This window comes from Paraburkholderia sp. LEh10 (genome assembly GCF_017814945.1).
Classification (GTDB): Bacteria; Pseudomonadota; Gammaproteobacteria; order Burkholderiales; family Burkholderiaceae; genus Paraburkholderia.
This window is the reverse complement of the sequence record NZ_JAGIPX010000050.1, coordinates 1-20,155: the sequence shown is the minus strand read 5'-3', so window position 1 is coordinate 20,155 and position 20,155 is coordinate 1. Positions and strand designations below refer to the sequence as shown.

General features: G+C 66.8%; 19 protein-coding genes. 5 read left to right on the top strand and 14 right to left on the bottom strand.

What is annotated here, in order from left to right:
• Positions 1-110 precede the first annotated feature (110 nt).
• Positions 111-1,253, top strand: coding sequence for a cytochrome D1 domain-containing protein (locus tag J8I87_RS31535; RefSeq protein ID WP_209936081.1), 1,143 nt, complete (start codon positions 111-113; stop codon positions 1,251-1,253).
• 49 nt (positions 1,254-1,302) lie between these two features.
• On the opposite strand, the gene J8I87_RS31530 is transcribed toward J8I87_RS31535, so the two are convergent.
• The gene (locus J8I87_RS31530; RefSeq protein WP_209936080.1) at positions 1,303-3,714 is read right to left on the bottom strand and encodes a TonB-dependent receptor; all 2,412 of its coding nucleotides are present in this window, start codon (positions 3,712-3,714) and stop codon (positions 1,303-1,305) included.
• A gap of 471 nt (positions 3,715-4,185) precedes the next feature.
• On the opposite strand from J8I87_RS31530, the gene J8I87_RS31525 reads away from it, so the two are divergent.
• Complete coding sequence (locus J8I87_RS31525) at positions 4,186-5,136, top strand: ATP-binding protein (protein WP_209936079.1); 951 nt, start codon at positions 4,186-4,188, stop codon at positions 5,134-5,136.
• Here J8I87_RS31525 and J8I87_RS31520 read toward each other — a convergent pair.
• The 11 genes from J8I87_RS31520 to J8I87_RS31470 form a co-directional block, all read right to left on the bottom strand.
• Positions 5,076-5,783: a response regulator transcription factor gene (locus tag J8I87_RS31520; RefSeq protein ID WP_209936116.1), complete on the bottom strand. Its 708-nt coding sequence runs from the start codon at positions 5,781-5,783 to the stop codon at positions 5,076-5,078. The two genes, J8I87_RS31525 and J8I87_RS31520, sit on opposite strands and share 61 nt — an antisense overlap.
• Before the next feature lie 11 nt (positions 5,784-5,794).
• A complete protein-coding gene (gene pqqE, locus J8I87_RS31515; RefSeq protein ID WP_209936078.1) occupies positions 5,795-7,015 on the bottom strand; it encodes a pyrroloquinoline quinone biosynthesis protein PqqE in 1,221 nt (406 codons plus the stop codon).
• Between the two features lie 4 nt (positions 7,016-7,019).
• Positions 7,020-7,316, bottom strand: a complete 297-nt coding sequence (gene pqqD / locus J8I87_RS31510; protein ID WP_409518846.1) for a pyrroloquinoline quinone biosynthesis peptide chaperone PqqD — start codon at positions 7,314-7,316, stop codon at positions 7,020-7,022.
• A complete protein-coding gene (pqqC, locus tag J8I87_RS31505) occupies positions 7,313-8,020 on the bottom strand; it encodes a pyrroloquinoline-quinone synthase PqqC (protein ID WP_209936076.1) in 708 nt (235 codons plus the stop codon). The genes pqqD and pqqC overlap by 4 nt, the downstream gene beginning before the upstream one ends.
• Before the next feature lie 57 nt (positions 8,021-8,077).
• On the bottom strand, positions 8,078-8,998 hold the full coding sequence (pqqB, locus tag J8I87_RS31500; protein WP_209936075.1) for a pyrroloquinoline quinone biosynthesis protein PqqB: 921 nt from the start codon (positions 8,996-8,998) through the stop codon (positions 8,078-8,080).
• 58 nt (positions 8,999-9,056) lie between these two features.
• Positions 9,057-9,623 carry a cytochrome b gene (locus J8I87_RS31495; protein ID WP_209936074.1) on the bottom strand — a complete coding sequence of 189 codons (567 nt, stop codon included), beginning with the start codon at positions 9,621-9,623 and terminating at the stop codon, positions 9,057-9,059.
• A 34-nt stretch (positions 9,624-9,657) separates the two neighbouring features.
• Positions 9,658-10,512 carry a formylmethanofuran dehydrogenase subunit C gene (locus J8I87_RS31490; RefSeq protein ID WP_209936073.1) on the bottom strand — a complete coding sequence of 285 codons (855 nt, stop codon included), beginning with the start codon at positions 10,510-10,512 and terminating at the stop codon, positions 9,658-9,660.
• Positions 10,509-11,480 carry a formylmethanofuran--tetrahydromethanopterin N-formyltransferase gene (gene fhcD / locus J8I87_RS31485; protein WP_209936072.1) on the bottom strand — a complete coding sequence of 324 codons (972 nt, stop codon included), beginning with the start codon at positions 11,478-11,480 and terminating at the stop codon, positions 10,509-10,511. Before fhcD ends, J8I87_RS31490 begins: the two co-directional genes overlap by 4 nt.
• Positions 11,481-11,510: 30 nt before the next feature.
• On the bottom strand, positions 11,511-13,211 hold the full coding sequence (locus J8I87_RS31480) for a formylmethanofuran dehydrogenase subunit A (protein WP_209936070.1): 1,701 nt from the start codon (positions 13,209-13,211) through the stop codon (positions 11,511-11,513).
• Positions 13,208-14,590 carry a formylmethanofuran dehydrogenase gene (locus J8I87_RS31475; protein WP_209936069.1) on the bottom strand — a complete coding sequence of 461 codons (1,383 nt, stop codon included), beginning with the start codon at positions 14,588-14,590 and terminating at the stop codon, positions 13,208-13,210. The genes J8I87_RS31480 and J8I87_RS31475 overlap by 4 nt, the downstream gene beginning before the upstream one ends.
• A 242-nt stretch (positions 14,591-14,832) precedes the next feature.
• Positions 14,833-15,633: a HisA/HisF-related TIM barrel protein gene (locus tag J8I87_RS31470; protein ID WP_209936068.1), complete on the bottom strand. Its 801-nt coding sequence runs from the start codon at positions 15,631-15,633 to the stop codon at positions 14,833-14,835.
• Positions 15,634-15,646: 13 nt separating this feature from the next.
• Between J8I87_RS31470 and J8I87_RS31465 the strand changes: the two genes are divergently transcribed.
• The 3 genes from J8I87_RS31465 (at position 15,647) to J8I87_RS31455 (ending at position 18,567) form a co-directional block, all read left to right on the top strand.
• On the top strand, positions 15,647-16,708 hold the full coding sequence (locus tag J8I87_RS31465; protein ID WP_209936067.1) for an ATP-grasp domain-containing protein: 1,062 nt from the start codon (positions 15,647-15,649) through the stop codon (positions 16,706-16,708).
• Positions 16,690-17,823: a hydantoinase/oxoprolinase family protein gene (locus tag J8I87_RS31460; RefSeq protein WP_209936066.1), complete on the top strand. Its 1,134-nt coding sequence runs from the start codon at positions 16,690-16,692 to the stop codon at positions 17,821-17,823. The genes J8I87_RS31465 and J8I87_RS31460 overlap by 19 nt, the downstream gene beginning before the upstream one ends.
• Positions 17,824-17,976: 153 nt before the next feature.
• Positions 17,977-18,567 (top strand): aspartate kinase, encoded by a 591-nt coding sequence (locus tag J8I87_RS31455; RefSeq protein ID WP_209936114.1) that lies wholly within the window; start codon positions 17,977-17,979, stop codon positions 18,565-18,567.
• A gap of 106 nt (positions 18,568-18,673) precedes the next feature.
• Here J8I87_RS31455 and J8I87_RS31450 read toward each other — a convergent pair whose 3' ends face one another.
• Together J8I87_RS31450 and J8I87_RS31445 are read right to left on the bottom strand one after the other, a co-directional pair.
• Positions 18,674-19,372, bottom strand: coding sequence for a (5-formylfuran-3-yl)methyl phosphate synthase (locus J8I87_RS31450; protein ID WP_209936064.1), 699 nt, complete (start codon positions 19,370-19,372; stop codon positions 18,674-18,676).
• A gap of 49 nt (positions 19,373-19,421) precedes the next feature.
• Entirely contained in the window at positions 19,422-20,012 is a 591-nt protein-coding gene (locus J8I87_RS31445; RefSeq protein WP_209936063.1) for a DUF447 domain-containing protein, read from the bottom strand.
• Positions 20,013-20,155 lie beyond the last annotated feature (143 nt).

The following is a 20,155-nucleotide window of genomic DNA, read 5'->3' as shown; positions in this document are numbered from 1 at the left end:
ATTGTCATCCGGCCCTGCGATGCGCTACCTTGAGCCTGGATGAATACGTTACGGAAAAACGCGTAGGGTCCGCATGGACCCGTCGAACAAACATTGCGCAGGAGACATCGATGCATTGCACTACGAGACGTACACACGTGGCGACGGCCGTCGCGCTCGCCGTTCTGCTCGGCGCGGGGATCAGTCACGCATCCGCGGCAACCGCGTACGTGACGAGCGAGACCAACGGCGTCGGCGTGATCGACCTCGACAAGATGACGCTGACGAGAACCATCGGCCTGGGCAACGACGGGCCACGCGGTCTGAGCCTGACGGCGGACGGCCGCAGGCTGCTGGTGGCGAATAAATCGGGCAGTCTGACGGCGATCGATACGGCGACGGACAAGGTGGTGGCGCGCGTGAAGATCGGCAAGAACCCGGAGTTCGTGCGCGTGCATCGCGGTTATGCCTATGTGACGTACGAGCCGGGTGAAAGCGGACCACCGCCGCAGGCGGCGAACGAGGGCGGCGGAAAACCCGAAGGCAAGCCCGAAGGCAAACACGAAGGCAAGCCCGAAGGCAAGCCCGAAGGTCAGGCTGGCAAGGGTGGCCACGACGACGATGACGATGCGAACAGCCCGCCCGCCGAAGTCGCGATCGTCGATCTGAAGACGATGAAAGTCATCCGCTCGGTCAAGAGCGGGCACGAGACGGAAGGCGTCGAGTTTTCGCCGGACGGGCGTGAGTTGCTCGTGACCAACGAGGGCGACGACACCGTGTCCGTCTATCGCACGGGCACGGGCGCGCCCGTGCGCACGCTGAAGCTCGACAAGGGGTCGCGGCCGCGCGGCATCAAGGCGTCGCCGGACGGCAAGCAGTACGTGGTCACGCTGGAAAACACCAGCAAATTCGTCGTGCTCGACGCGGCGACACTCAAGCCGGTGAAAACGGTCGATACGAAGCTCGGGCCATACGGCATCGCGTTCGATCCCGCGGGCAAGCATCTGCTCGTCGCGGCCGCGCGCGACAAGACCTTGCAGGTATTCGACGCGAAGACCTACGACCATGTGACGGATGCGCCCGTCGGTCAGCGTTGCTGGCATTTCAGCTTCACGCCGGATGGCTCGAAGGTGCTGCTTGCGTGCGGACGCTCGAACGCCGTCTTCGTGGTGGACGCAAAGAGCTACCAGACGGTGGGGCAGATCGGCGATCTGCCGCTGGCGTGGGGAATCGTGACGTCGCCGCCAAGCCAGGGGTCGATCGAATCGCGATGAGCATCGGCGGCGGGCTTCGATCCCGTTTGCGGTGCGGGTCGCGGGCACTTCACTTCCATGCGTACCGCAGCCCCACCCACGCACCGCGCGGCGCGCCGATGCCGAGAAACTGTTCGTTGGTGACGCCCGACGGATCGAACGTGTGGTTCGGCCCATTGAAAAAGTTCTCGCCGAGAATCGCAAAGTTCGCATAGTGCTTGTTGAGCAGATTCTTGACGGTCGCGAACAGTTGAAGCTGCTTCGTCACGTTGTACGTCGTATCGAGATCGATCAGGAAGTAGCCAGCGACGGTGCCGATCACGTCCTGATTGTTCTCGTCGCCGCGCGCGAAGATACTGCCCCGGTACGTGAGGTTCGTGCCGATGTTCCACTGTGCAAACGGCGTGTAGTCGACGCGCAGCTTCACCGTATTGGCCGGAATGCCCGGAATGCGGTCGCCGGGTTTCACCGTGATGTTGCCGTTGGCGTCCGCGCTCGAATTGCTCGCGCTGCTCTCGGTCCATGTCGACTGATACGTCGCGTCCACATAGCTGTAGCTCGCGCTCACGCCGACGGGGCCGTACTTCGAGCGGCCCGCCACTTCGAAACCTTGCCGGCGGGTCTTGCCGACGTTCTGAAAAAAGCCGAGTGTGCTCGACGCGCCGTTGCTGGTGACGAACTGGATATCGTCGTCGAGCGTCGTGCGATAGAGCGCCGCGCTCCATGCCGTATTGCTGCCGAGCTTTCCGCGCGCGCCGATTTCGAACGTCTTCGAGATCACCGGCTTCAACGCGGGGTCCGCGATGAAGTCGTTCGGCAGCGAACACGGCGCTTGCGGGTCCGCGCATGCAAGCTCGATCGACGTCGGCGAGCGCATGCCCTCGTTGTAGGTCGCGTACGCGGTGAAGTTGTCGGTCGGGTTCCAGTTGATGCCGACAGCGGGATTGAAGCGTGAAAACACATGGCGCCCGTCCAGCAGCGGCTGCATGCCGCTCTCGTCGCCGATCGTCGTGCGCGACCAGTTGTAGCGGCCCGCGAATGTCATCGACCATTGGTCGGTGAACGAAAGCGTGTCGGTGAAATAGACGCCATAGGTTTCGTTGCGCGTCTTCGCATCCGTGGTCTGCTCGAATGGGCCGGTGCCGATCGTCGCGCGCGTATCGGTAAAGGTCGCGTCCTGCGATGCCTGCGTGAAGTGCGAGTTCGCGAGATCGGCGGCCATGCCGAACACCAGCTCGTTGCGCTTGCCGAACAGGTTCTGCAGCAGCGACAGTTGCAGGCTGCCGCCATAGCTCTGCGTGAAGACCGTCGATTGCAGGTTGTTCGCGGGCGGCACATCTTCGTCATCGTCGCCGGTGAAATCGTCGTTGACGTTGCTGCTGACATTCTCGTTGCGGTAATGGCGATAGTAGAGCGTGCCGGCAAGCTCGATATTGGGCGTGAAGTAGTGCTCGCCCGCCAGTGTCAGATAGCCGACCGTGTTCTTGTTCTGATCGGGAAACGTGTACGCCTGCTTGCGGTTGTCGAGAAACGAGCGCGGGATCGTCTGCGAGCCGTCGAGCGTGTTGTCCGCGCCGCCCGCCGAGATCGACAGTGTCGTGTCGGCGTCGTGGTAGCGCAGCTTGCCGAACGCCTGGCGCAACCGGCTGCCGTTGTGATCGGCCCAGCCGTCGTCGTTGGTCGCGTTGGCCGTGAAGTAATAGTCGAGGTTGTTGCCGATCATCCCCCCTTGCTGGATCTGCGCGCTCTTGCGTCCCCACGACCCGCCGCTGATCTCCGCTTCGCCGCCCGGCGACGTGCTGCCATTCCTGGTCGTGATCGCAATCGCGCCGCCCAGCGTGTTGAGGCCGAAGGTCGGATTGGAGCCGGGAATCAGCTGGATCGTATCGATGGCGGCCTGCGGTATCAGATCCCAGTTGACGACGTCGCCGAACGGCTCGTTGACGCGCACGCCATCCATGAACACCGAAAGCCCTTGCGGCGTGCCCACCAGCGGCGACGCCGTAAAGCCGCGATAGTTGATATCGACCTGGGACGGATTGCCTTGCGCGTCGTTGATATCGACGCTTTGCAGATTGCTCGCGAAGTAGTCGGTGAGCGTGACGGGATGCTGCTGGTCGATTTCGCGGCCGCGTATGGTTTGCACGTTCGCGGGCACGAGTTCGATGGCGGTGCCGATGCCGACGAGCGGCGTCGTGCCGATCACGAGAATCGACGGAAGCTCCACTTCCTGCGCGGGCTGTTGCCCGCTTTCCTGTGCGACGTCCTGTGCGACGTCCTGTGCGCGATCTTGCGCGGGATCTTGCGGCTGGGTTCGCGTCTCCTCCTGCGCGCCCTGTTGAGCCGTCGCGGGCGTCGTTGTGGCGTCCTGCGGCCAGGCGGCTGCGCAGAGACCGGCCAGCGCGCCGCCGAACACGAGCCTGAATACGCGCTTGCGTCGATGCGCGAGGTCGCGCCGCGATTTGCGCCGCCTGTGTTTCATCGTTGTCTTCTCCACCGTGTTTTCAGCCCTTATGCAGCCCTAACGTAGCCCTCATGTAGCCCTCATGTAGCCTTCTGTCGGCGGCGCGATTCGCGGGCTGCGCACGCGTGCCCGATTCGCTTCACCCATGCTTGCAGCGTCGCATACGGAAGGCTTGTATCACCCGGGAAGCTTTCCCGATTCTTACGGGAGGCCTTCCCAAACAGGTAATAACCCGCGCGAAAAGCGTCCGCTGGATGAGTAGAATGAGTCACTGCTTCCATCGACACGCTCATGCCCGACGCTCTCCCTTCAGCCCGCCCGACTGATCCGCCGTTGGACCAGCGGCAAGCAGCAGGCAGTGGCGCGGACGCGGCAGACGCGCCGCACCAGCCCCCGACGCAGCCCCGCCCGGCGTTGCCGCACGGGACGCAAGAGCACGCCACGCGAACGCGCGCAACGGAAACACGCTCAGTCGCGTGGCGCGATTTCGTGTGCGTCGTGATCCTGACGGGCGTCGTCGGCGTACTGTGTACGACGTTCGATGTCAGCGAGATTGCCTACCGCTGGAGCCGCCGTGCCGAGCGCTATCAGCTCGATGAACTGCCCGTCACGCTATTCGTGCTTGCAGCGGGGCTTGCGTGGTTTGCATGGCGCCGCTATCGGGAATCGCAAAGGGAGTTGCGCCGGCGGCGCGCGGCGGAGGAAGAAGCGGGCCGGCTGCTCGCTGAAAACCGGCGGCTCGCGAGCCAGGGCATCGAAGCACAGGAAGCCGAGCGCCGCCACCTCGCGCGCGAACTGCATGACGAGCTTGGCCAATATCTGAACGCAATCGCGCTCGACGCCGCGAGAATCCGCGATCTGTCGGCAGCGAGCGAGCCTGAGATTCACCGCGCGTCGCTGGCCGTGATGCAAAGCGCGGGCTTCGTCTATCGGCAGATCGGCGGGATGATCCGCAAGCTGCGGCCTATCGGCCTCGACGAGCTCGGCCTGCCGAGCGCGCTCGAACATTGCGTCGAAGGCTGGCGCGAGCGTCTGCCCGATGCGTCGTTCAAGCTGGCCGTCGACGGCGACTTTGACGGTCTCACCGATGCGCTCAATATCACGCTTTACCGGTTCGTGCAGGAGGCGCTCACGAACGTGTCGAAGTTCGCGCGCCAAGCGCGCGTCGAGATCTATCTGGTGAGGGCGCCCGCCGACAGCGAGCGCGGTGGCGAGATCGTGCTGACGGTCGCGGACGACGGCCCAGGCGTCGATCTGTCGAAGCCGCGCACGGGTCTTGGCCTCATCGGCATGCGCGAGCGCGTCGAAGCGCTAGGCGGTGAGTTTCATGTGGCGAGCGAGCCGGAGCGCGGCTTCCTGCTCTGCGCGCGGATACCGTCTCAGCTCGGGCTGCCCGAACCGAGCGGCCCGATCGACCCCGCCGGTCCGAAAAGCTCCTGAGGCGCGGCCAGCTCGGAAAATTGCAGCCCCAGACGCTGCGCGATCTGCACGAGCTGCACGCCGTTGTTCGCGCCGAACTTCTGGCGGATCGCCGACTGGTGATTTGCAATCGTCTTCTGGCTGAGCCCGAGCCGCTCGGCGATGACGGGCAGCGTGTAGCCTTGCACGAGCAACCGCAGCACTTCGAACTCGCGCGCGGAAAGCTGTCGTCCGGGCGGCCCTTCGCTGAACATCGTCCGCAGCGCAAGCGCATGCGAGACGTCCGCGCTCAGATACCGCACGCGCCGCGCGACGGCGCGCACGGCTTCCACCAGCACATCGGGCGCGCTCGCTTTCGTCACATAGCCGCACGCGCCTGCATCGAACGCGCGGCGCACGAAGAGCGTTTCTTCATGCACGCTGAAAATCAGCACGCGCGCTTGCGGCTCGCGCGCGAGCATGCGCCGCATCCCTTCGATGCCGCTCGCGCCGGGCAGCGCGAGATCCATTACGACGACGTCCGGCCGCAGCGCGCAAAAGCGTTGATAAGCCTGCGCCGCCTCGCCCGCGACGCGCACATCGGGGCTCAGTTCGAGCAGCCGTCGATAGCCTTCGCGCACGACGGCATGATCGTCGACGAGGAGCACGGAAATGGCGGGCGTCGTCATCATCGCGTTCCCTATGGGTGAGGCGTCGCCGGGACCGCGCGCGGATCGCCTTGCGCGCGGTTCGCTTGCGCGTCGGCGCTGAGCCGCCGCGAGTTCGCGTCGTTGCGGAACGTGACGGGCTGCTCGTTTGGCGCGGGCGTCGCCGGACGATTCGCCGCATCGCGCACGACGCGCACGACCTGCTCGTGATACGCGGACTTGTCGCAGACGGGATCGGCGTTGGCGGCATCGAGCGTCAGCAGATACGCCTGGCAGCGGCAGCCGCCGAGGTCCTTCGTCTTTTCGTCACAACTGCGGCAAGGCTCTTTCATCCATTCGAAGCCGCGAAAGCGATTGAATGCGTCGCTCTCGTACCAGATGTGCGAAAGCGGCATGTCCTTCACGTTCGGAAACGTGAGGCCCGGCAGCGAGCGTGCCGAATGACAGGGCAGCGCGGCGCCGTCGGGCGCGACGCCGAGGAACACCGAGCCCCAGCCGTTCATGCAGCGCTTGGGCCGCGTCTCGAAGTAGTCAGGGACCACGAAGAAGATCTTGCAGCGATTGCCGATTTCGTTGCGGTAACGCTCGACCACGGCTTCCGCTTCGCGCAGTTGCTCCGCCGTCGGCATCAGTTGCGCGCGGTTCGCATGAGCCCAACCGTAATACTGCGTGTTGGCGAGTTCCAGGTACTCGGCCCCCATTGCCAGCGCCATGTCGATGATCTTGTCGACATGCGGCAGGTTGTAGCGGTGCAGCACGCAATTGAGCACCATCGGAAAGCCGTGCGCCTTGATGGAACGCGCGACGCGGTTCTTCAGGTCGAAGGTGCGTGTGCTGCTCAAAAAGTCGTTGAGTTCCTGCGTCGAATCCTGAAACGACAGTTGGATGTGATCGAGTCCGTTGGCCTTGAGCACATCGAGCCGCGCATCCGTCAAGCCGACGCCCGACGTGATCAGGTTCGTATAGAAGCCGAGCCGGTGCGCTTCGGCGACGAGTGCTTCGAGATCGTCGCGCATCAGCGGCTCTCCGCCCGAAAAGCCGAGCTGCGCGGCGCCGAGCTTGCGCGCCTGCTGCAACACGCCGATCCATTGCGCGGTGCTCAGTTCATTGCGATGATCGGTGTAGTCGACCGGGTTGTAGCAGAACGCGCAATGCAGCGGACAACGGTACGTCAGTTCCGCGAGCAGCCACAGCGGCGGGCCGACGCCGCTGCGCGCGGCGTGTTCGGGGTCGGGTAGCGCGAGGTCGGTCATGCTGTCACTCCAGCCAGCCACGCGAGCGCGCGTGGTCGACGAATGCTTCGACTTCCGGTGCGAGCCCCGTCGCATTGAAAGCCTGTTCGAGTTCCGCGACGAGCGCCTGCATGTCGCGCGTGCCGTCGCAACGCAACAGGATTTGCGCGGCGCTCGGATTCAGCTTCACCATGCCTTCGGGATACAGCAGCACGTGCGCGTCCTGCGCCGGCTCCCATTGCAGGCGAAACAGACGATTGAGCTTCGGGCCGCGCTTTTCGTTGTCTTGCATGACGGGGCCTTCGTTGGTCGGTGTGTTCATGCGGGGAACGCCTTCTCGATTGCATCGAGCATCGTCCACAGTATGTCGAGCTTGAATTGCAGGATGTCCAGCGCGCGTTCCTGCTGCTCGCGCGTGCGGAAGTGATCGAGCGTGACGGCGAGGCCATGCTCGACATCGCGTTGCGCAAGCGAGATACGCGAGCGGAAATACGCGAGGCCTTCGGGCTTGATCCACGGGTAATGCTCGGGCCATGTCGAGAGCCGGTCGCGATGGATCTGCGGCGCGAAAAGCTCCGTCAGCGACGAACAGACGGCTTCCTGCCACGGCGCGCGCCGCGCGAAGTTCACGTAGGCATCGACGGCGAAGCGCACGCCCGGCACGACGTGTTCGAGCGACCACAATTCATCGCGTGACAGACCGACGGCATCGCCGAGCCGCGCCCATGTTTCGATGCCGCCTTCGTCCGCGCCGTAGCCGTCGTGATCGAGAATGCGCAGCACCCAGCGGCGGCGCGTCTCGCGGTCGGGGCAACCGGAGAGTATCGCGGCGTCCTTCAGCGGAATGTTGATCTGATAGTAGAAGCGGTTCGCGACCCAGCCGCGAATCTGCTCGCGCGAGCATCCGCCGCTGTTCATCTTCACGTTGAACGGGTGATGAATGTGATATGCCTGACCCTTCGCGCGCAACTGCGCCTCGAATTCGTCGCGGGTCCATGCGGGGCCGATGTCGCTCTTGAAAGTCATCGATCGATTCTCCGTATCATTGCCGTGCGCGGTGGCTCATTCAGCCGCTTGCCTGGCTCATAGTTCGAACAGCATCCCGTCGTGCGCGACTTCGATGCCGTGCTGCGCGAGCACGTGCCGCTCGGGACCGTCGTCGATCAGAATCGGATTCGTGTTGTTGATATGTATTAGCACCTTTCGCGCCTTCGGCCTATCGAGCGAATCCAGCACGTCGATCATTCCGCCCGGACCTGTTTGCGCGAGATGGCCCATGTCGGCGGCCGTTTTCTTCGACAGGCCGAGCTCGATCATCTCGTCGCGCGTCCACAGCGTGCCGTCCACGAGCAGCAGATCGGCGCTGCACATCGCATCGCGAATGTGGGGTTCGAGCGCGCCTAACCCCGGCGCATAGAACACGCGCTTGCCGGAATCGGGTGCCGTCAGCATCAGGCCGATGTTGTCGCCGCGCTGCGGCGCGGCACGGTGCGGCGAGTAGGGCGGCGCCTTGCTCGACAGCGGCAGCGCTTCGATGCGCACGCCAGGCAGCGCGGCGATTTCGAATGGCCCGGCGTCGAGGTCGATCGCATGGCGCTCGATCCCGCAGTAGTGCGACAGGATCGACACGATGGGAAAGCCCGTCGACAGGTCCTGCCATACGGCCTCGGTCGCATGGACGGGCAGCGGCGCGCTGTTTTCACGCAGCATCAGCAGGCCCGTCACGTGGTCGATCTGCGCGTCCATCAGCAGCACCGCGGCGATGCCCGTGTCGCGGGCATGGCGCGCGGGCTGCATCTCTGGGTTCGCGGCGATCTGCGCGAGGATATCGGGCGATGCGTTCACGAGCAGCCACGCGAGCCCATCGACGCTCACGGCAATCGACGACTGCGTGCGCGCACGCGCATCGATCTCGCCCTTGCGCACCCCGTCGCAGTTGCGGCAATTGCAGTTCCATTGCGGAAAGCCGCCGCCCGCCGATGAACCGAGCACCTTGATCTTCATCGTCCGTCCGCTCCTGAAAATGCCCTAGAAAAAGGCCCCGATTGATGAGCGCCGCGCATCACGGCAACATCCTGCGCAACAGCCCGTCGCGATCGATCAGCTGATGCTTGAGCGCGCCCGCAATATGCATCGCGATCAATGCGATGAAGATCCATGCGGCAATCTCATGGATGCCGAACCACAACTCGCGCAGTGCCTTGTCGTCCCAGCCCCACTTCGGAAGCGGCAGTCCCCAGAAGCGCGTGCCGTACGTATTGAACGACGAGCCCAGATAGCCCGTCACCGGCATCGCGATCATCGCGACATATAAAAGAACCTGCGTAGCGCTCGCGGCGGCGCGTTGCCACGCTCGCATCGGCGGCAGCGGCGGCCTGCCGGAGACCATCAGAACACCGATGCGGATCAGCACCAGCAGGAAAATCGTCAAGCCCAGCGACTTGTGGAAGTTGATCAGCGCGGCCTTGAAGGGCAGGCCGCGCGGCAGCCCGACCATATAGAGACCGATCGCGAGCATCGCGACGATGCCGAACGCGATCAGCCAGTGCAACACGATCAGCGACATCGGAAAGCGCTGCGGCACCTCTTTCTCGCGTTGCGCGATGTCGGTCGAGCGTGTGGCGTTCATGTCGGTTCCCTCGGATCATTCGACGGCGACTGTGTTATTCGACGATCAGCAGTTCGCCGCGCCCATCGACTGCAAGGTCGCCTGCGTAACGCTGCGGCAGCCTGCGGGCATCGAGCGCGGCAAATCGCGCAACACGTTTCGCGGCGACAGAAGCCGCCATCCCGCATTCCGCCGCGAGCGCGCGCGTGAACAGCGCCCAGAACACGTCGAAGCCGCGTCCGCCCAGCGTGAACGTCGGCGGTATGCGCGCGGGCCATTGCAGCAGCAACAGTGTGCCGCGCCGCATGCCGTAACCATAGTGCGCGCCGGGACGGCCCGCAATGCCGATCGTTCCCGCGACGATCCTCGACGCTGCGTAATCGCCCGCGTCGCCGCCGACCAGCACCGTGCCGCGCCGCATCCGGTCGCCCAGCCGCGCGCCCGCATCGCCCGCGACGATCAGCGTGCCGCCCGTCATGCCCTCCATGCCGCCCGGCAGCGCGCCCGCGACGAAGTCGCCGCTGTCGCCCGCGACCGTCAACCGTCCGCCGCGCATCTCGCAGCCGGTGAAATGCCCCGCGTCGCCGTCGATTTCGAGCGTGCCGCCCATCATCCGGAAGCCCGCGTAATCGCCCGTCGAGCCCGCGACGCGCAAGCGCCCTGCATCCAGTGCCGAGCCGACTCCGTCGAGCCAGCCTGCTTCGCCTTCGAGCACCACGCGCGCATCGCTTGCGCTCGCATCGACGGACACGTCGAACAGATCGCCGACTGCGCAGGCTTCGTTGCCCGCGGGCAGCATCACGCGTGCAATGGCCGCTTCCGACAGCGAAGCGAGCGCCGACGGCAACAGCGCCGCGCCTTGCACGCGAAAGCCCGGCGCGTCTTTCACGCGCAGCGTGACGGCGCTCATGTCGCGCTGTCCGGCGCGCCGCCGGCGGCGCTATCCGCCTTGCGCCGCACAATGTTCGCGGCAAGTTCGCGCAGCCTGAAATGGTAGGGCCCGAGCTTGCCGCCGTAGTTCCCGGCCGAGATGCGCAATACGCCGCTGCCTGCCGCCGATGCCGCCGCGATGCCCGCCGTCATGGCCGCGCCGACGTCGGCGTCGGTCAGACCGTCGATCACGATTTCGAGCACGCAACCCGTGTTCGCGTCCAGTTCGCTGCGCTGCGACAAGCCGGTGAGCGTCGGGCAGAACGCATCGTTCGTCGACGCGACGGCGCCTTTGTACTTCGAGCCGATCTTCGATCCCGAGCGCACGACGCCCCCCGGAAACGGCGTGATCACATTGGCGAGCCGGTGCATTGCGGCGACGGCGGCTTCGGCGGCAGCGAGTGCGCTGTCCAGATCGCGCGCGAGCAGCAGCAGGTTGCCGCCGCCGATTGCCTTGACCGTCTGCACCGTCTCCTCGCAGACGAACTCGCCGTCCATCACGGGCACGCGCCAGTAGCGCACGCCGCCCAGCACCTTCGAGATCTGCCAGCCGTCGCCGAAGAAGCGCAGCGAGCCGCCGAGGGGCGCGACATCCGACAGCGGCGCGCTCGACGTCGCTGGATCGATGCCGCCATAGACGGCCGCCGTCGGGCACGTCAGCACGCATTGGCCGACGCGCCGCGTGATCTGCTTCGCCAGTTCCTTCGACGATATCGCGAAGATCAGCACGGCGATGCCGGGGCGGCCGTCGGGCGTCGCGTCGGCGGCGATCTCGCGCTCGATGCCCGCCTCGCAGCCGCAGTCGATCACCGACGTCGCGAAGCCCGTCAGCGAGTCTGCCGCCGCGCGCGCCCAGCGCGGCGTGTGCGCGGTGATGATGATGCGCGTCGCCTTCATCGGGAAGGCCTCCGCGAAGGTGTCGTCGATCAGGGTGTCGTTGATCTGCATCGCGTGATGGATTTGTGGTGTCGTGCAACCTCAGGTCCGCGCGACGCACGCGACGGGCAGCAGCCGCCCGCCGCGGCAGCATGCGCGGATCTCGTCGTCGCTGATCGCGGCATGCGCGAAGTTGCTCGCCAGATTCGTTTCGCGGTACTGGCGCAGCGTCTTTTCGATGCTCCTGTCGAAAGCCGGGGAAACGCAGTGGATGCCGCCCGTCGGCGTCGAAACGAGATTGCCGTCGCGCGCGACGAGCTGGCCGTCCTTGAACACATACGCAGGCGACGTGAACATCCGCTCGCGGTCGGCGTCGTCGCGATACACGGCGATGTCGGCAGCAGCGCCCGGCGCGAGGTGCCCGCGATCCTTCAGGCCGAGCAGCCGCGCCGGACCGGCGCGCGTGATGATCGCGATCTCATCGAGCGAGAACTCGCGCGTCAGCCCGGCCAGCACGCTTGCGGCTTTCGCTTCGGGATGCAGGCGCTCGAGCTGCGCGTCGCGAAACGATTTGTCCATCAACAGTCGGATCAGATGCGGATAGCTGGTGAACGGGCCGCCGTTCGGATGATCGGTCGTCATCGATACGCGCCACGGGTCGCTGACCAGCAAGAAGATCTCGAGGCCGATGATCCATTGCAGCGCGTTCACATAGCTTTGCTCGCGATAGCGGAACGGCACCACGCCGCAGCCTGCATCACATTCGATGTCGCCGAGAATCCATTTATGAGGCCGCGCGAGCGGCGCGTTCTTGAACTGCATCATCGTGTCGCCCGAAGCCGTCACCGTTTGCCCGAAGATGATCTGGCCGACGTCGATCGACACGTTGGGCCGCGCGTTCACCGCGTCCGCAATCGCGCGCGCACCCGACGAAAACTTGCGGGGTCCTTCCGTGCCGTAGCTGTGAAACTGGATATGCGTGAGATGGATCGGGAGGCCGTCCGCGGCGTCCATCGTCGCGATCGTCGAGTCGAGGTTGCCCGGCACGCCGAGGTTGCTCGCGTGCACATGCAGCGGGTGCGGCACGTCGAGTTCCGTCAACGCGCGTGTCAACGTGCGCAGCACGTCGCGCGGCGTAATGCCGTAATGCGCATGCGCTTCGTCGACATCGAGCGCGCGCTGGTTGAACTTGAATGCCGAGATCCCGCCGGGATTGACGACTTTCACGCCGAGCGCGCGGCTCGCGTGCATCGTCCACGCGACGTAATCGCGCACGCGCTCGAAGTCGTCTTTCGCGGCGAGCATCTGCAGCAGCAACTCGTCGTTGCCGAGCATCACGTACGCGCCGTGATCGATGATCGGCGTGTCGCCCATCTCGAGATGCGCATGGCGCGCATTCGACGCGATCATCGCGGGCTCGAACGCCGCCGTGTAGCCCATTTCCGCGTAACGGTAGCCGGTGGCGAGCGTGCCCGGCGTGCAGACGCCGCACGACGGCATGCGCAAATAGCGGCCGCGCTCGTCCTGCACGGCTTCGTACGATGCGTCGCGCGGCGCGTCGTCGCGATGATCTTCGGGCAGCAGAAGCCGCGACAGGTTCGTCTTGCCGCCGCCGATGTGCGAATGCAGATCGATGCCGCCCGCCATCACGATCATGCCGTGCGCGTCGTAGTCGGCATCGACGGCGCCGCTGGCGGGCGCGGCGACGATGCGGCCGTCGCGGATATAGAGGTCGCGCGTTTCGCCGTCGATCCCATTGGCGGGATCGTACACGCGGCCGCCCCGCAGTCGCGCAGTGCTCATGCGGGCCTCCGCGTCAGCGCCGCACGCGCGGCGAGGTCGTCGGACAGGCGCGCCGCGATCGACGCGACCGTCGGCAGCGCAATGTGCCGCGCCGCATGCAGCGGAACGACGACGGATGCGTCGACGCGAAACAGATGTCCGTCGCAATCGATGCCCGGCGTCGCGACGGGAATGTAGACGGTTTTCGCGCCGCGCGGCGTCACGGCCGATGCCAGCGCGGGCGCGCCGAGCACGATGGCGGGCGTGACGTCGTCGAGGTCAGCGGGCGGCGCGTGCGGCTCGAAGCTCGCGATCCACAGCAGCAGGTCGATTTCGCGCGCGGCGAGCAGGCGCGCGGTGCGGTAGCGATAAGGGTCGTGGTCGAGCGGCGGCGTGCCCGGCAGCCGGCCGGGCTTCGACACGCGCGTGCGCAACGGAAACCCGGACAGCCACGTGAGCGTCTGGTTGACGCTCAGCGCGCCGTCCGCGCCGCCGAGCGTCAGCACGCCCGCGCGGCTCGTCCTGTTGACCGCCTTGACGATGCGATGCAACGCTTCGATCAGCAACGCCGCATGAGGCTGCGTCAGGGCGGCGGGCTCGATGACGAACGCCGCGTAGCGGGCCTCGTGCACGCGCGCCGTCAGCGAGGCGAGCGTCGTCGCCATGCCCGAGCCGTCTTCGAGCAAGTCGGGCTTGCGGCCTTCGGCGATAGCGGACCAGATCGCGAGCAGATCATGCGGCGAAGCATCCGCAAGCATCGAACGGGCACGTGTTTTATCGAGCCGGCTCGCAGCGGGATCGATTTCGCAACCGACGAAGCAGATCTCGCGCGCCATGCCCGTGCCGCTCGCGATGCGTTCGTAGAAGCGCGGATGCCGCGCCGAAGGCTCGCAAGCGAACACGACAAGCAGGTCGGCCCGCGAGCGCACCTCGGACAGCGTCGTGAAAAACGCGCCGCGATCCTGCAACGCGAGCGTCGCGGCGCTCAGCGCGTCGCCGTGCAGCGAGTCGAGCGTCGCGCCGCAAACGGCGGCGAGCGTGTAGAGCGCGCGCGCGCCCGCAATATCGGTTGCGCAGCCGCCGAACAGCGGCCGCCGTGCCTGCGCGAGCAGCGCGGCGGCTTCGTCGAGCGCGGCGTCGAGCGTCGCGGGCGTGCCGTCGATGGCAGGCGAGCACACGTTGTCGCTGGCGTCGTAGCGCGTAAGCGCAAGGGCAAGGCGCGTGCATCGGGTGGCGGGTGCCGCGAGCGTCTCGTCGCCGCCGAGCCTCGCGTCGATGTCGTCGCACAGCAGCGGGCAGAAGGGGCACGTCCAGTCGCTGCGGGCCCCGTCGAACGGTGCGGGCCCGTCGGCGGCGGGTGTCGTCTGGGCATTCGGTGCGGGGGCGTTGGAATCGTGCATGAGAACCCGACCAGCAAGGTCCGTGCCGATGTTTTGCGGGCGTGCCGTCGGGTGCATGAGCGCCGCGCGGTGGTGCGCACGAACCCGGTGCGCGGACCCGGCGCAGGGCCGGGCGACTACAGCACAGAATGTGATCCGCGCTGCAACAGTGTGTCACTTGAGGACAGCACGATGCCCAGTGCGCATGCGACGCGCGCCGATGCTGCAACGCGGATCGCGTGGCATGGATATTGTTTCGCGGTTCACGCCGAAGCGTCGGAGTCTGTCGCGAGCATTCCGCCGAGCCTGCCGTCATGAAGCGCCGACGCGACGAGCCACGCAGCCGCGCCGCTGCGGGCCGCCGCGTCGAGATCGCCGCGATGACGGATGCCGCCCGCTCCCATCGTCGTGCGCCGGCCCGCTTGCGCGTGGATCAGGTTGAACGTGTCGAGGTCGGGGCCCTGGTCCGCGCCGACCTGGTCGAGCGTCATCACGATCACGCGCGACGGCCACGACGACGGCGCACGCAGCGTGTGCGCGAGTTCGGGCGCGGCGAGCAGCTGACCGCCGCGATGATCGAGCGACAGGATGGGCGCATAGCCGGCAGCCTCGGCTTCGCGCAACGCGTCGAGTGAAAGCAGCGACTCGGAGCCGAACACGGGCACGATGCGCGCGCGACGCTCGACGGACTGCGGCTCGCGCGTCGTGCCCGTCGCGGACGCGATGCGCGCGAAAAGCGCAAGCATCGACGGATAGTCCGCGTAGCCCGCATCGAGCCAGATTTCGGGCGGGCCGTGCGGCGGGTCACGCTGGTCGTGCGGATCGGCGAGCGCTGTGCTCAACGCGGCGAGCGTGAATGGATCGGCTTCGCGCGACATGATCGCGCCGAGGTCGGCGACGTAGAGCGTGCGCGAGCCGCTCGCGGCAAGCACGGCGCGTGCGACGTCGAGCGGCCGGCTCGTCGCGCATAGCGAAGACTGGATGGGGCGGTAGTTCGCGCGTTCGCCGCGTATCGCGCGTACTGCGTGCCCGTCGAGCAGATCGAGAACCGGGATCACCTGCATGCGGAGACGTTCCTTGATGAAGCTTTGGGTTTATGAGTATCTCACTGGCGGCGGCATCGATCGGCAACTGGCTGGCAGCAGCAGTCTCGCCGATCTGAGCGCGCTCGTCGTCGAAGGGCGGATGATGCGCGATGCGATCGTCGGCGATCTGCGGCACATCGACGGCGTACAGGTGAGCTTCGCCAGTTCGCGCTTCGAAACCGTCGAGCAAGGCGTTGCGCATTGTCGCGCGAGGCCCGGCGAATCGATGATGGAATTCGTCGCGCGGGCGGCGCGCGAGCACGACTACGCGTGGATCGTCGCCCCCGAGTGCGACGGCCTGATGTTCGATCTCGCCGATGCCGTGGGTCCCGCGCGCTGGATCGGCTGCACGAGGGAAGCGATCGCGCACGCGTCGAGCAAGCGCGTGACGGCCGCGCGGCTCGCTGAGCACGGCATCGCGGCGACGCCTGCGCTCGACGCCGCGCACCTCGAACCGCGCGCGCAGCGCCGCTGGGTCGTCAAGCCCGACGACGGCGCGGGCGGACTCGACACGCACCTGTTCGACGACGCGGGCAGCGCGCGAGACGAATACGCGGCGCGCTGCGCGGCGGGGCGCGAAACGGTGCTTCAGGAATGGGTGGAGGGCGATCCGCTGAGCCTGTCGCTGATCTGCGAGGGGGCGGCCGCGACGCTCGTCAGCATCAACCGGCAGCGGATCGATGTGGCGGGGCGCGTGGCGGGACGTGCGGGCCAGGTGGTCGGGTTCGACGGCGTCGATATCGATCGCATCAACCGCGACAGTCCGCAAGGCCGCACGCTCGATGCGCTCGCGCGTGAGGTCGCCGCGGCGCTGCCGGGGCTGCGCGGATTCGTCGGCATCGATGTCGTGTGGCATGCGAGCCGCGGTCCCGTCGTGATCGAAGTGAATCCGCGCGCAACCGTCGCCTATGCGGGCCTGTCGGCGCGGCTGGGCCGCAATCTTGCCGCCGACGTGCTGTGCGCGCACGGCCTGCGGGTCGCCGTGCGCCCGCGCGAGCCCGGCGCGGGCGTCACGCCGCGCGCGAAGCTGCTCGCATGCGGGGCGCAATCGTGAGCGCCTGCGCGCCTTGCCTCGACGAGCGCGCAGTGTTCGGCTGGGATGTCGGCGGCGCGCATGTGAAAGTGTCGCGTGTCGATTCGGCGGGCGTCGTCACCGATGTCGCGCAGTGGGCGTGTCCGTTGTGGCAGGGGATCGGGCATCTGCAGCGGGCAATCGATGCGGCGGCGGCGCGCTGGCCGGACGCGTCTGTCTCACGCGCGCGCCACGCGGTCACGATGACGGGCGAAATGGTCGATCTGTTCGCCGACCGCGAGCATGGCGTGCGTGCGATCGTCGGTGCGCTGGCTGGGCGGCTGGGTGACGATGCCGTCTTCTACGCCGGCCCCGGCCGTTGGCTGGACGCGGCGCAAAGCATCGCGCAGTGGCGCAGCGTGGCGTCCGCGAACTGGCTCGCGACGGCGCAATACGTCGCGACCCGTGCGCCCGCTTGCCTGCTGATCGACATCGGCAGCACCACGACGGATATCGTGCCCATCGTCGGATCGCGCGTCGTCGCGCGTGGCTCCACCGATGCGGCGCGGCTCGTGACCGGCGAGCTCGCGTATCACGGCGTCGTGCGCACGCCGTTGTGCGGCATTGCGCATCGCATCGCGTTTCGCGGCGAAATCGCGGGCGTCATGAACGAATGGTTCGCGACGAGCGCCGACGTGTACCGCCTGACGGGCGAGCTGTGGCCGCCGCACGACCAGCATCCGGGCGCGGACAACGGGCCGAAGACAGTGGCGGCAAGCTGCGCGCGGCTCGCGAGAACGATAGGCCGCGATGCCGCCGACGCGCGTGAAGACGAATGGCGCGAGTTCGCGCAGGCGTGGCGCCATGCGCAATTGCAAGCGATCGGCGCGAGCTTCGAGCAGGTGTGCGCGGCGCATCCGGCGCTCGCCGATGCGCCCGTCGTCGGCGCGGGCTGTGGGCGGTTTCTGGCCGCCGCGCTGGCTCGCGCTCACGGGCGCGATTACGTGGATTTCGGCAGCTTCGCGCGAGCGGCGGCAGATGCGCCACGCGATGCCGCCGAATGGATTGCGACATGCGCGCCGAGTGTCGCCGTCGCGTTGCTGATGACGGCGGCGAGTGCGCCACGGCGAAACGAAGCGTCGACGCGCGCCGCGTGAGGGTCCCGCAGCGGGCGCACGCCGCGTTTGCATCGATAGATGCGCGCGGCGCGCACAGCGCAGAGCCGCCGTCACGCGACGCACGCAGCGGGCGCACGGCGCACGCATGGGACGGAAGCCTTCAGGAAGGCGAACGATAGCGAGGTAACGGACATGTGGGTGGTGAAGATCGGGGGCAGCCTGAGTCACGACCCATCGCTGCGGGACTGGCTCACGCAGTTGTGGGAGGTCGGCGGCGGGCGCGTCGTGATCGTGCCCGGTGGCGGGGACTTTGCGGACAGCGTGCGCGCGTATCAGCGCGAATGGCAGTTCGACGATCTGGCCGCGCACAACATGTGCCTGCTGGCGATGACGCAATACGCGCTGCTGATGCAGGCCGTGCTGCCGGAGCTCGTGCTCGCGACCAACGAGGACCTGATCCGGCGCGCGCTGCGCAACGGCAAGGTCGCTGTCTGGATGCCCGTGAGCCTCATGCGCGTCACAGCCGATTCGATGACCAACTGGGACACCACGTCCGACAGCCTCGCCGCGTGGCTTTCCACGTCGCTGAATGCCGAGCGTCTGATGGTGGTGAAGTCGTGTCCCGTTGGCGAGGGCGTGCCGCTCGTGACGCTCGCGTCGAGCGGCGTGGTCGACGCGAGCTTCGTCCATTACGTGACTGAGGCGAACTACGAGGTCGAGCTGTTCAGCAAGACGGATGTCGCGCTGGTACGCGAGCGGCTGCTCAACGCGTCGGCGGCTTGAGCGTGCGGGGCACGAGTGGCTGTCACGCGGCGGCGGGTTTGAGCGTGCGGGGCGCGAGTGGCTGTCACGCGTCGGCGGGTTTGAGCGTGCGGGGCGCGAGTGGCTGTCACGCGGCGGCGCTCGGCGCGGCGTGATGCAGCGCGTCGGCCCATTGTGCGACGCGGCGCGGATCGAGGCGGGACGTGCGGCCGTTCTCGCACAGCGCGGTGCGAAAACCGGCGACGTCGGGCGCGAGCGCGCGTATGCCGCCGAGCTGTGGCCAGCCGAGCGAGCCCGCGATGCACGCCATGGCGCCCGATGCGCGGATCGTCGCGAGGTAGCGCGCGAGCGTGCCAATGTCGATGCAATCGAACAGCGTTCGGCCCGTCTTGCCCGCCGTGTCGAACACGATGCCTTCGAAGCCGAGGGTGGCCGCGTACTCGACGAGCGACGCTTCGACGCCTTCGTCGCACAACAGCACGGGCAGCACGACGGCCCGCAACCCGGCGACGCGCGCGAGGCACGCGCGCGCATCCGGGCCCGGCGTAACGCCGACTTTCACGAAATCCACACCGGCATCGGCGACTTCGATTACGCGCGCCGCGATAGCGTCGAGCGCGTCGGATGGAAGATCACCGATCGTTGCGCTGACCGGCTTCACCGGATAGCGCGAGCGCAGCGTGCGCGCGATGCGCCAGATGTTGTCGGGCGACACGCCGCCCAACGCGCCATCAAGCGGTTCCTTGAGATCGATCAGGTCCGCGCCGGCGCCGGCTGCGTCGAGCGCCTCTTGCGCCGAGCGGACGCTTGCGAGCAATGCGGTCATCGAAGTCTCCGAAGAGGCGAGGCATGACGGAAATGAGGACGCGCGGCGATCAGGAAGCACTCGCGTGCGATGCGGGCGCGCCGCCCGTCGCGCGGAAGCGTTCGACGGCGGCCGTGATCCATTCCCATGCGACGCGTTCGTCGGGGCCCGCCGTTTTATCGATGGCGATCTGGAGATAGGCCATTTCGCGGTCGATTTTATCGGCGGGCAGCATGAAGAGCCGGCTCACGAGAATCGCGCCTTCGACGACGGCGGCCTGCGCGCGGTTGAAACCGCCGAATGGCGCATGCGTTTCGCTGTGCACGCATCGCATGTGGAGCACGGGGCGTTGCGGATCGTCGGTCATATGATCGAGCGTCAGTTCGGTGTGAGCGAGCGACTGCTGAAGCCGCACGCTGCCGACGCGGCTCGCCGCACGGGTTGGCCATTCGCGTTGCGCGCCCGTCACACAGCCCGCGAACACGCGCACGTCGGTGGTGAAGTTGATGACGGCGGCGTGTGTAGCGACGATGTTGTCGAGGGTTTTCGACGGACGGAACGGGGCGAGGATTGCGAGGTTCTGCTCGAAGCGCACGCCCATTGGCGCGACGTGGGGGACGCCGTCGTGGGATGCTGTGGTGATGATTGTTTCGTGGATCATTGTCTTGCTGGTTTTCTGTCTGCGACGCTGGGGGTGATTTGCCGCTGTCGCTGGCATCCGCGATGTGCCTTATGTTTTGCCACTATCGCTGGCATCCGCGATAGCGCCTCGCGGCGCGGGCGTTGCCCCTGTGCGGGGCGGCA

Bases quoted from the DNA above. Each gene is read 5' to 3' on its own strand.
- J8I87_RS31535 (WP_209936081.1), top strand. From the start codon at position 111: ATGCATTGCACTACGAGACGTACACACGTGGCGACGGCCGTCGCGCTC.
- J8I87_RS31530 (WP_209936080.1), bottom strand. From the start codon at position 3,714: ATGAAACACAGGCGGCGCAAATCGCGGCGCGACCTCGCGCATCGACGC.
- J8I87_RS31520 (WP_209936116.1), bottom strand. From the start codon at position 5,783: ATGACGACGCCCGCCATTTCCGTGCTCCTCGTCGACGATCATGCCGTC.
- pqqE (WP_209936078.1), bottom strand. From the start codon at position 7,015: ATGACCGACCTCGCGCTACCCGACCCCGAACACGCCGCGCGCAGCGGC.
- pqqD (WP_409518846.1), bottom strand. From the start codon at position 7,316: ATGAACACACCGACCAACGAAGGCCCCGTCATGCAAGACAACGAAAAG.
- pqqC (WP_209936076.1), bottom strand. From the start codon at position 8,020: ATGACTTTCAAGAGCGACATCGGCCCCGCATGGACCCGCGACGAATTC.
- pqqB (WP_209936075.1), bottom strand. From the start codon at position 8,998: ATGAAGATCAAGGTGCTCGGTTCATCGGCGGGCGGCGGCTTTCCGCAA.
- J8I87_RS31495 (WP_209936074.1), bottom strand. From the start codon at position 9,623: ATGAACGCCACACGCTCGACCGACATCGCGCAACGCGAGAAAGAGGTG.
- J8I87_RS31490 (WP_209936073.1), bottom strand. From the start codon at position 10,512: ATGAGCGCCGTCACGCTGCGCGTGAAAGACGCGCCGGGCTTTCGCGTG.
- fhcD (WP_209936072.1), bottom strand. From the start codon at position 11,480: ATGCAGATCAACGACACCCTGATCGACGACACCTTCGCGGAGGCCTTC.
- J8I87_RS31480 (WP_209936070.1), bottom strand. From the start codon at position 13,211: ATGAGCACTGCGCGACTGCGGGGCGGCCGCGTGTACGATCCCGCCAAT.
- J8I87_RS31475 (WP_209936069.1), bottom strand. From the start codon at position 14,590: ATGCACGATTCCAACGCCCCCGCACCGAATGCCCAGACGACACCCGCC.
- J8I87_RS31470 (WP_209936068.1), bottom strand. From the start codon at position 15,633: ATGCAGGTGATCCCGGTTCTCGATCTGCTCGACGGGCACGCAGTACGC.
- J8I87_RS31460 (WP_209936066.1), top strand. From the start codon at position 16,690: ATGCGGGGCGCAATCGTGAGCGCCTGCGCGCCTTGCCTCGACGAGCGC.
- J8I87_RS31455 (WP_209936114.1), top strand. From the start codon at position 17,977: ATGTGGGTGGTGAAGATCGGGGGCAGCCTGAGTCACGACCCATCGCTG.
- J8I87_RS31450 (WP_209936064.1), bottom strand. From the start codon at position 19,372: ATGACCGCATTGCTCGCAAGCGTCCGCTCGGCGCAAGAGGCGCTCGAC.
- J8I87_RS31445 (WP_209936063.1), bottom strand. From the start codon at position 20,012: ATGATCCACGAAACAATCATCACCACAGCATCCCACGACGGCGTCCCC.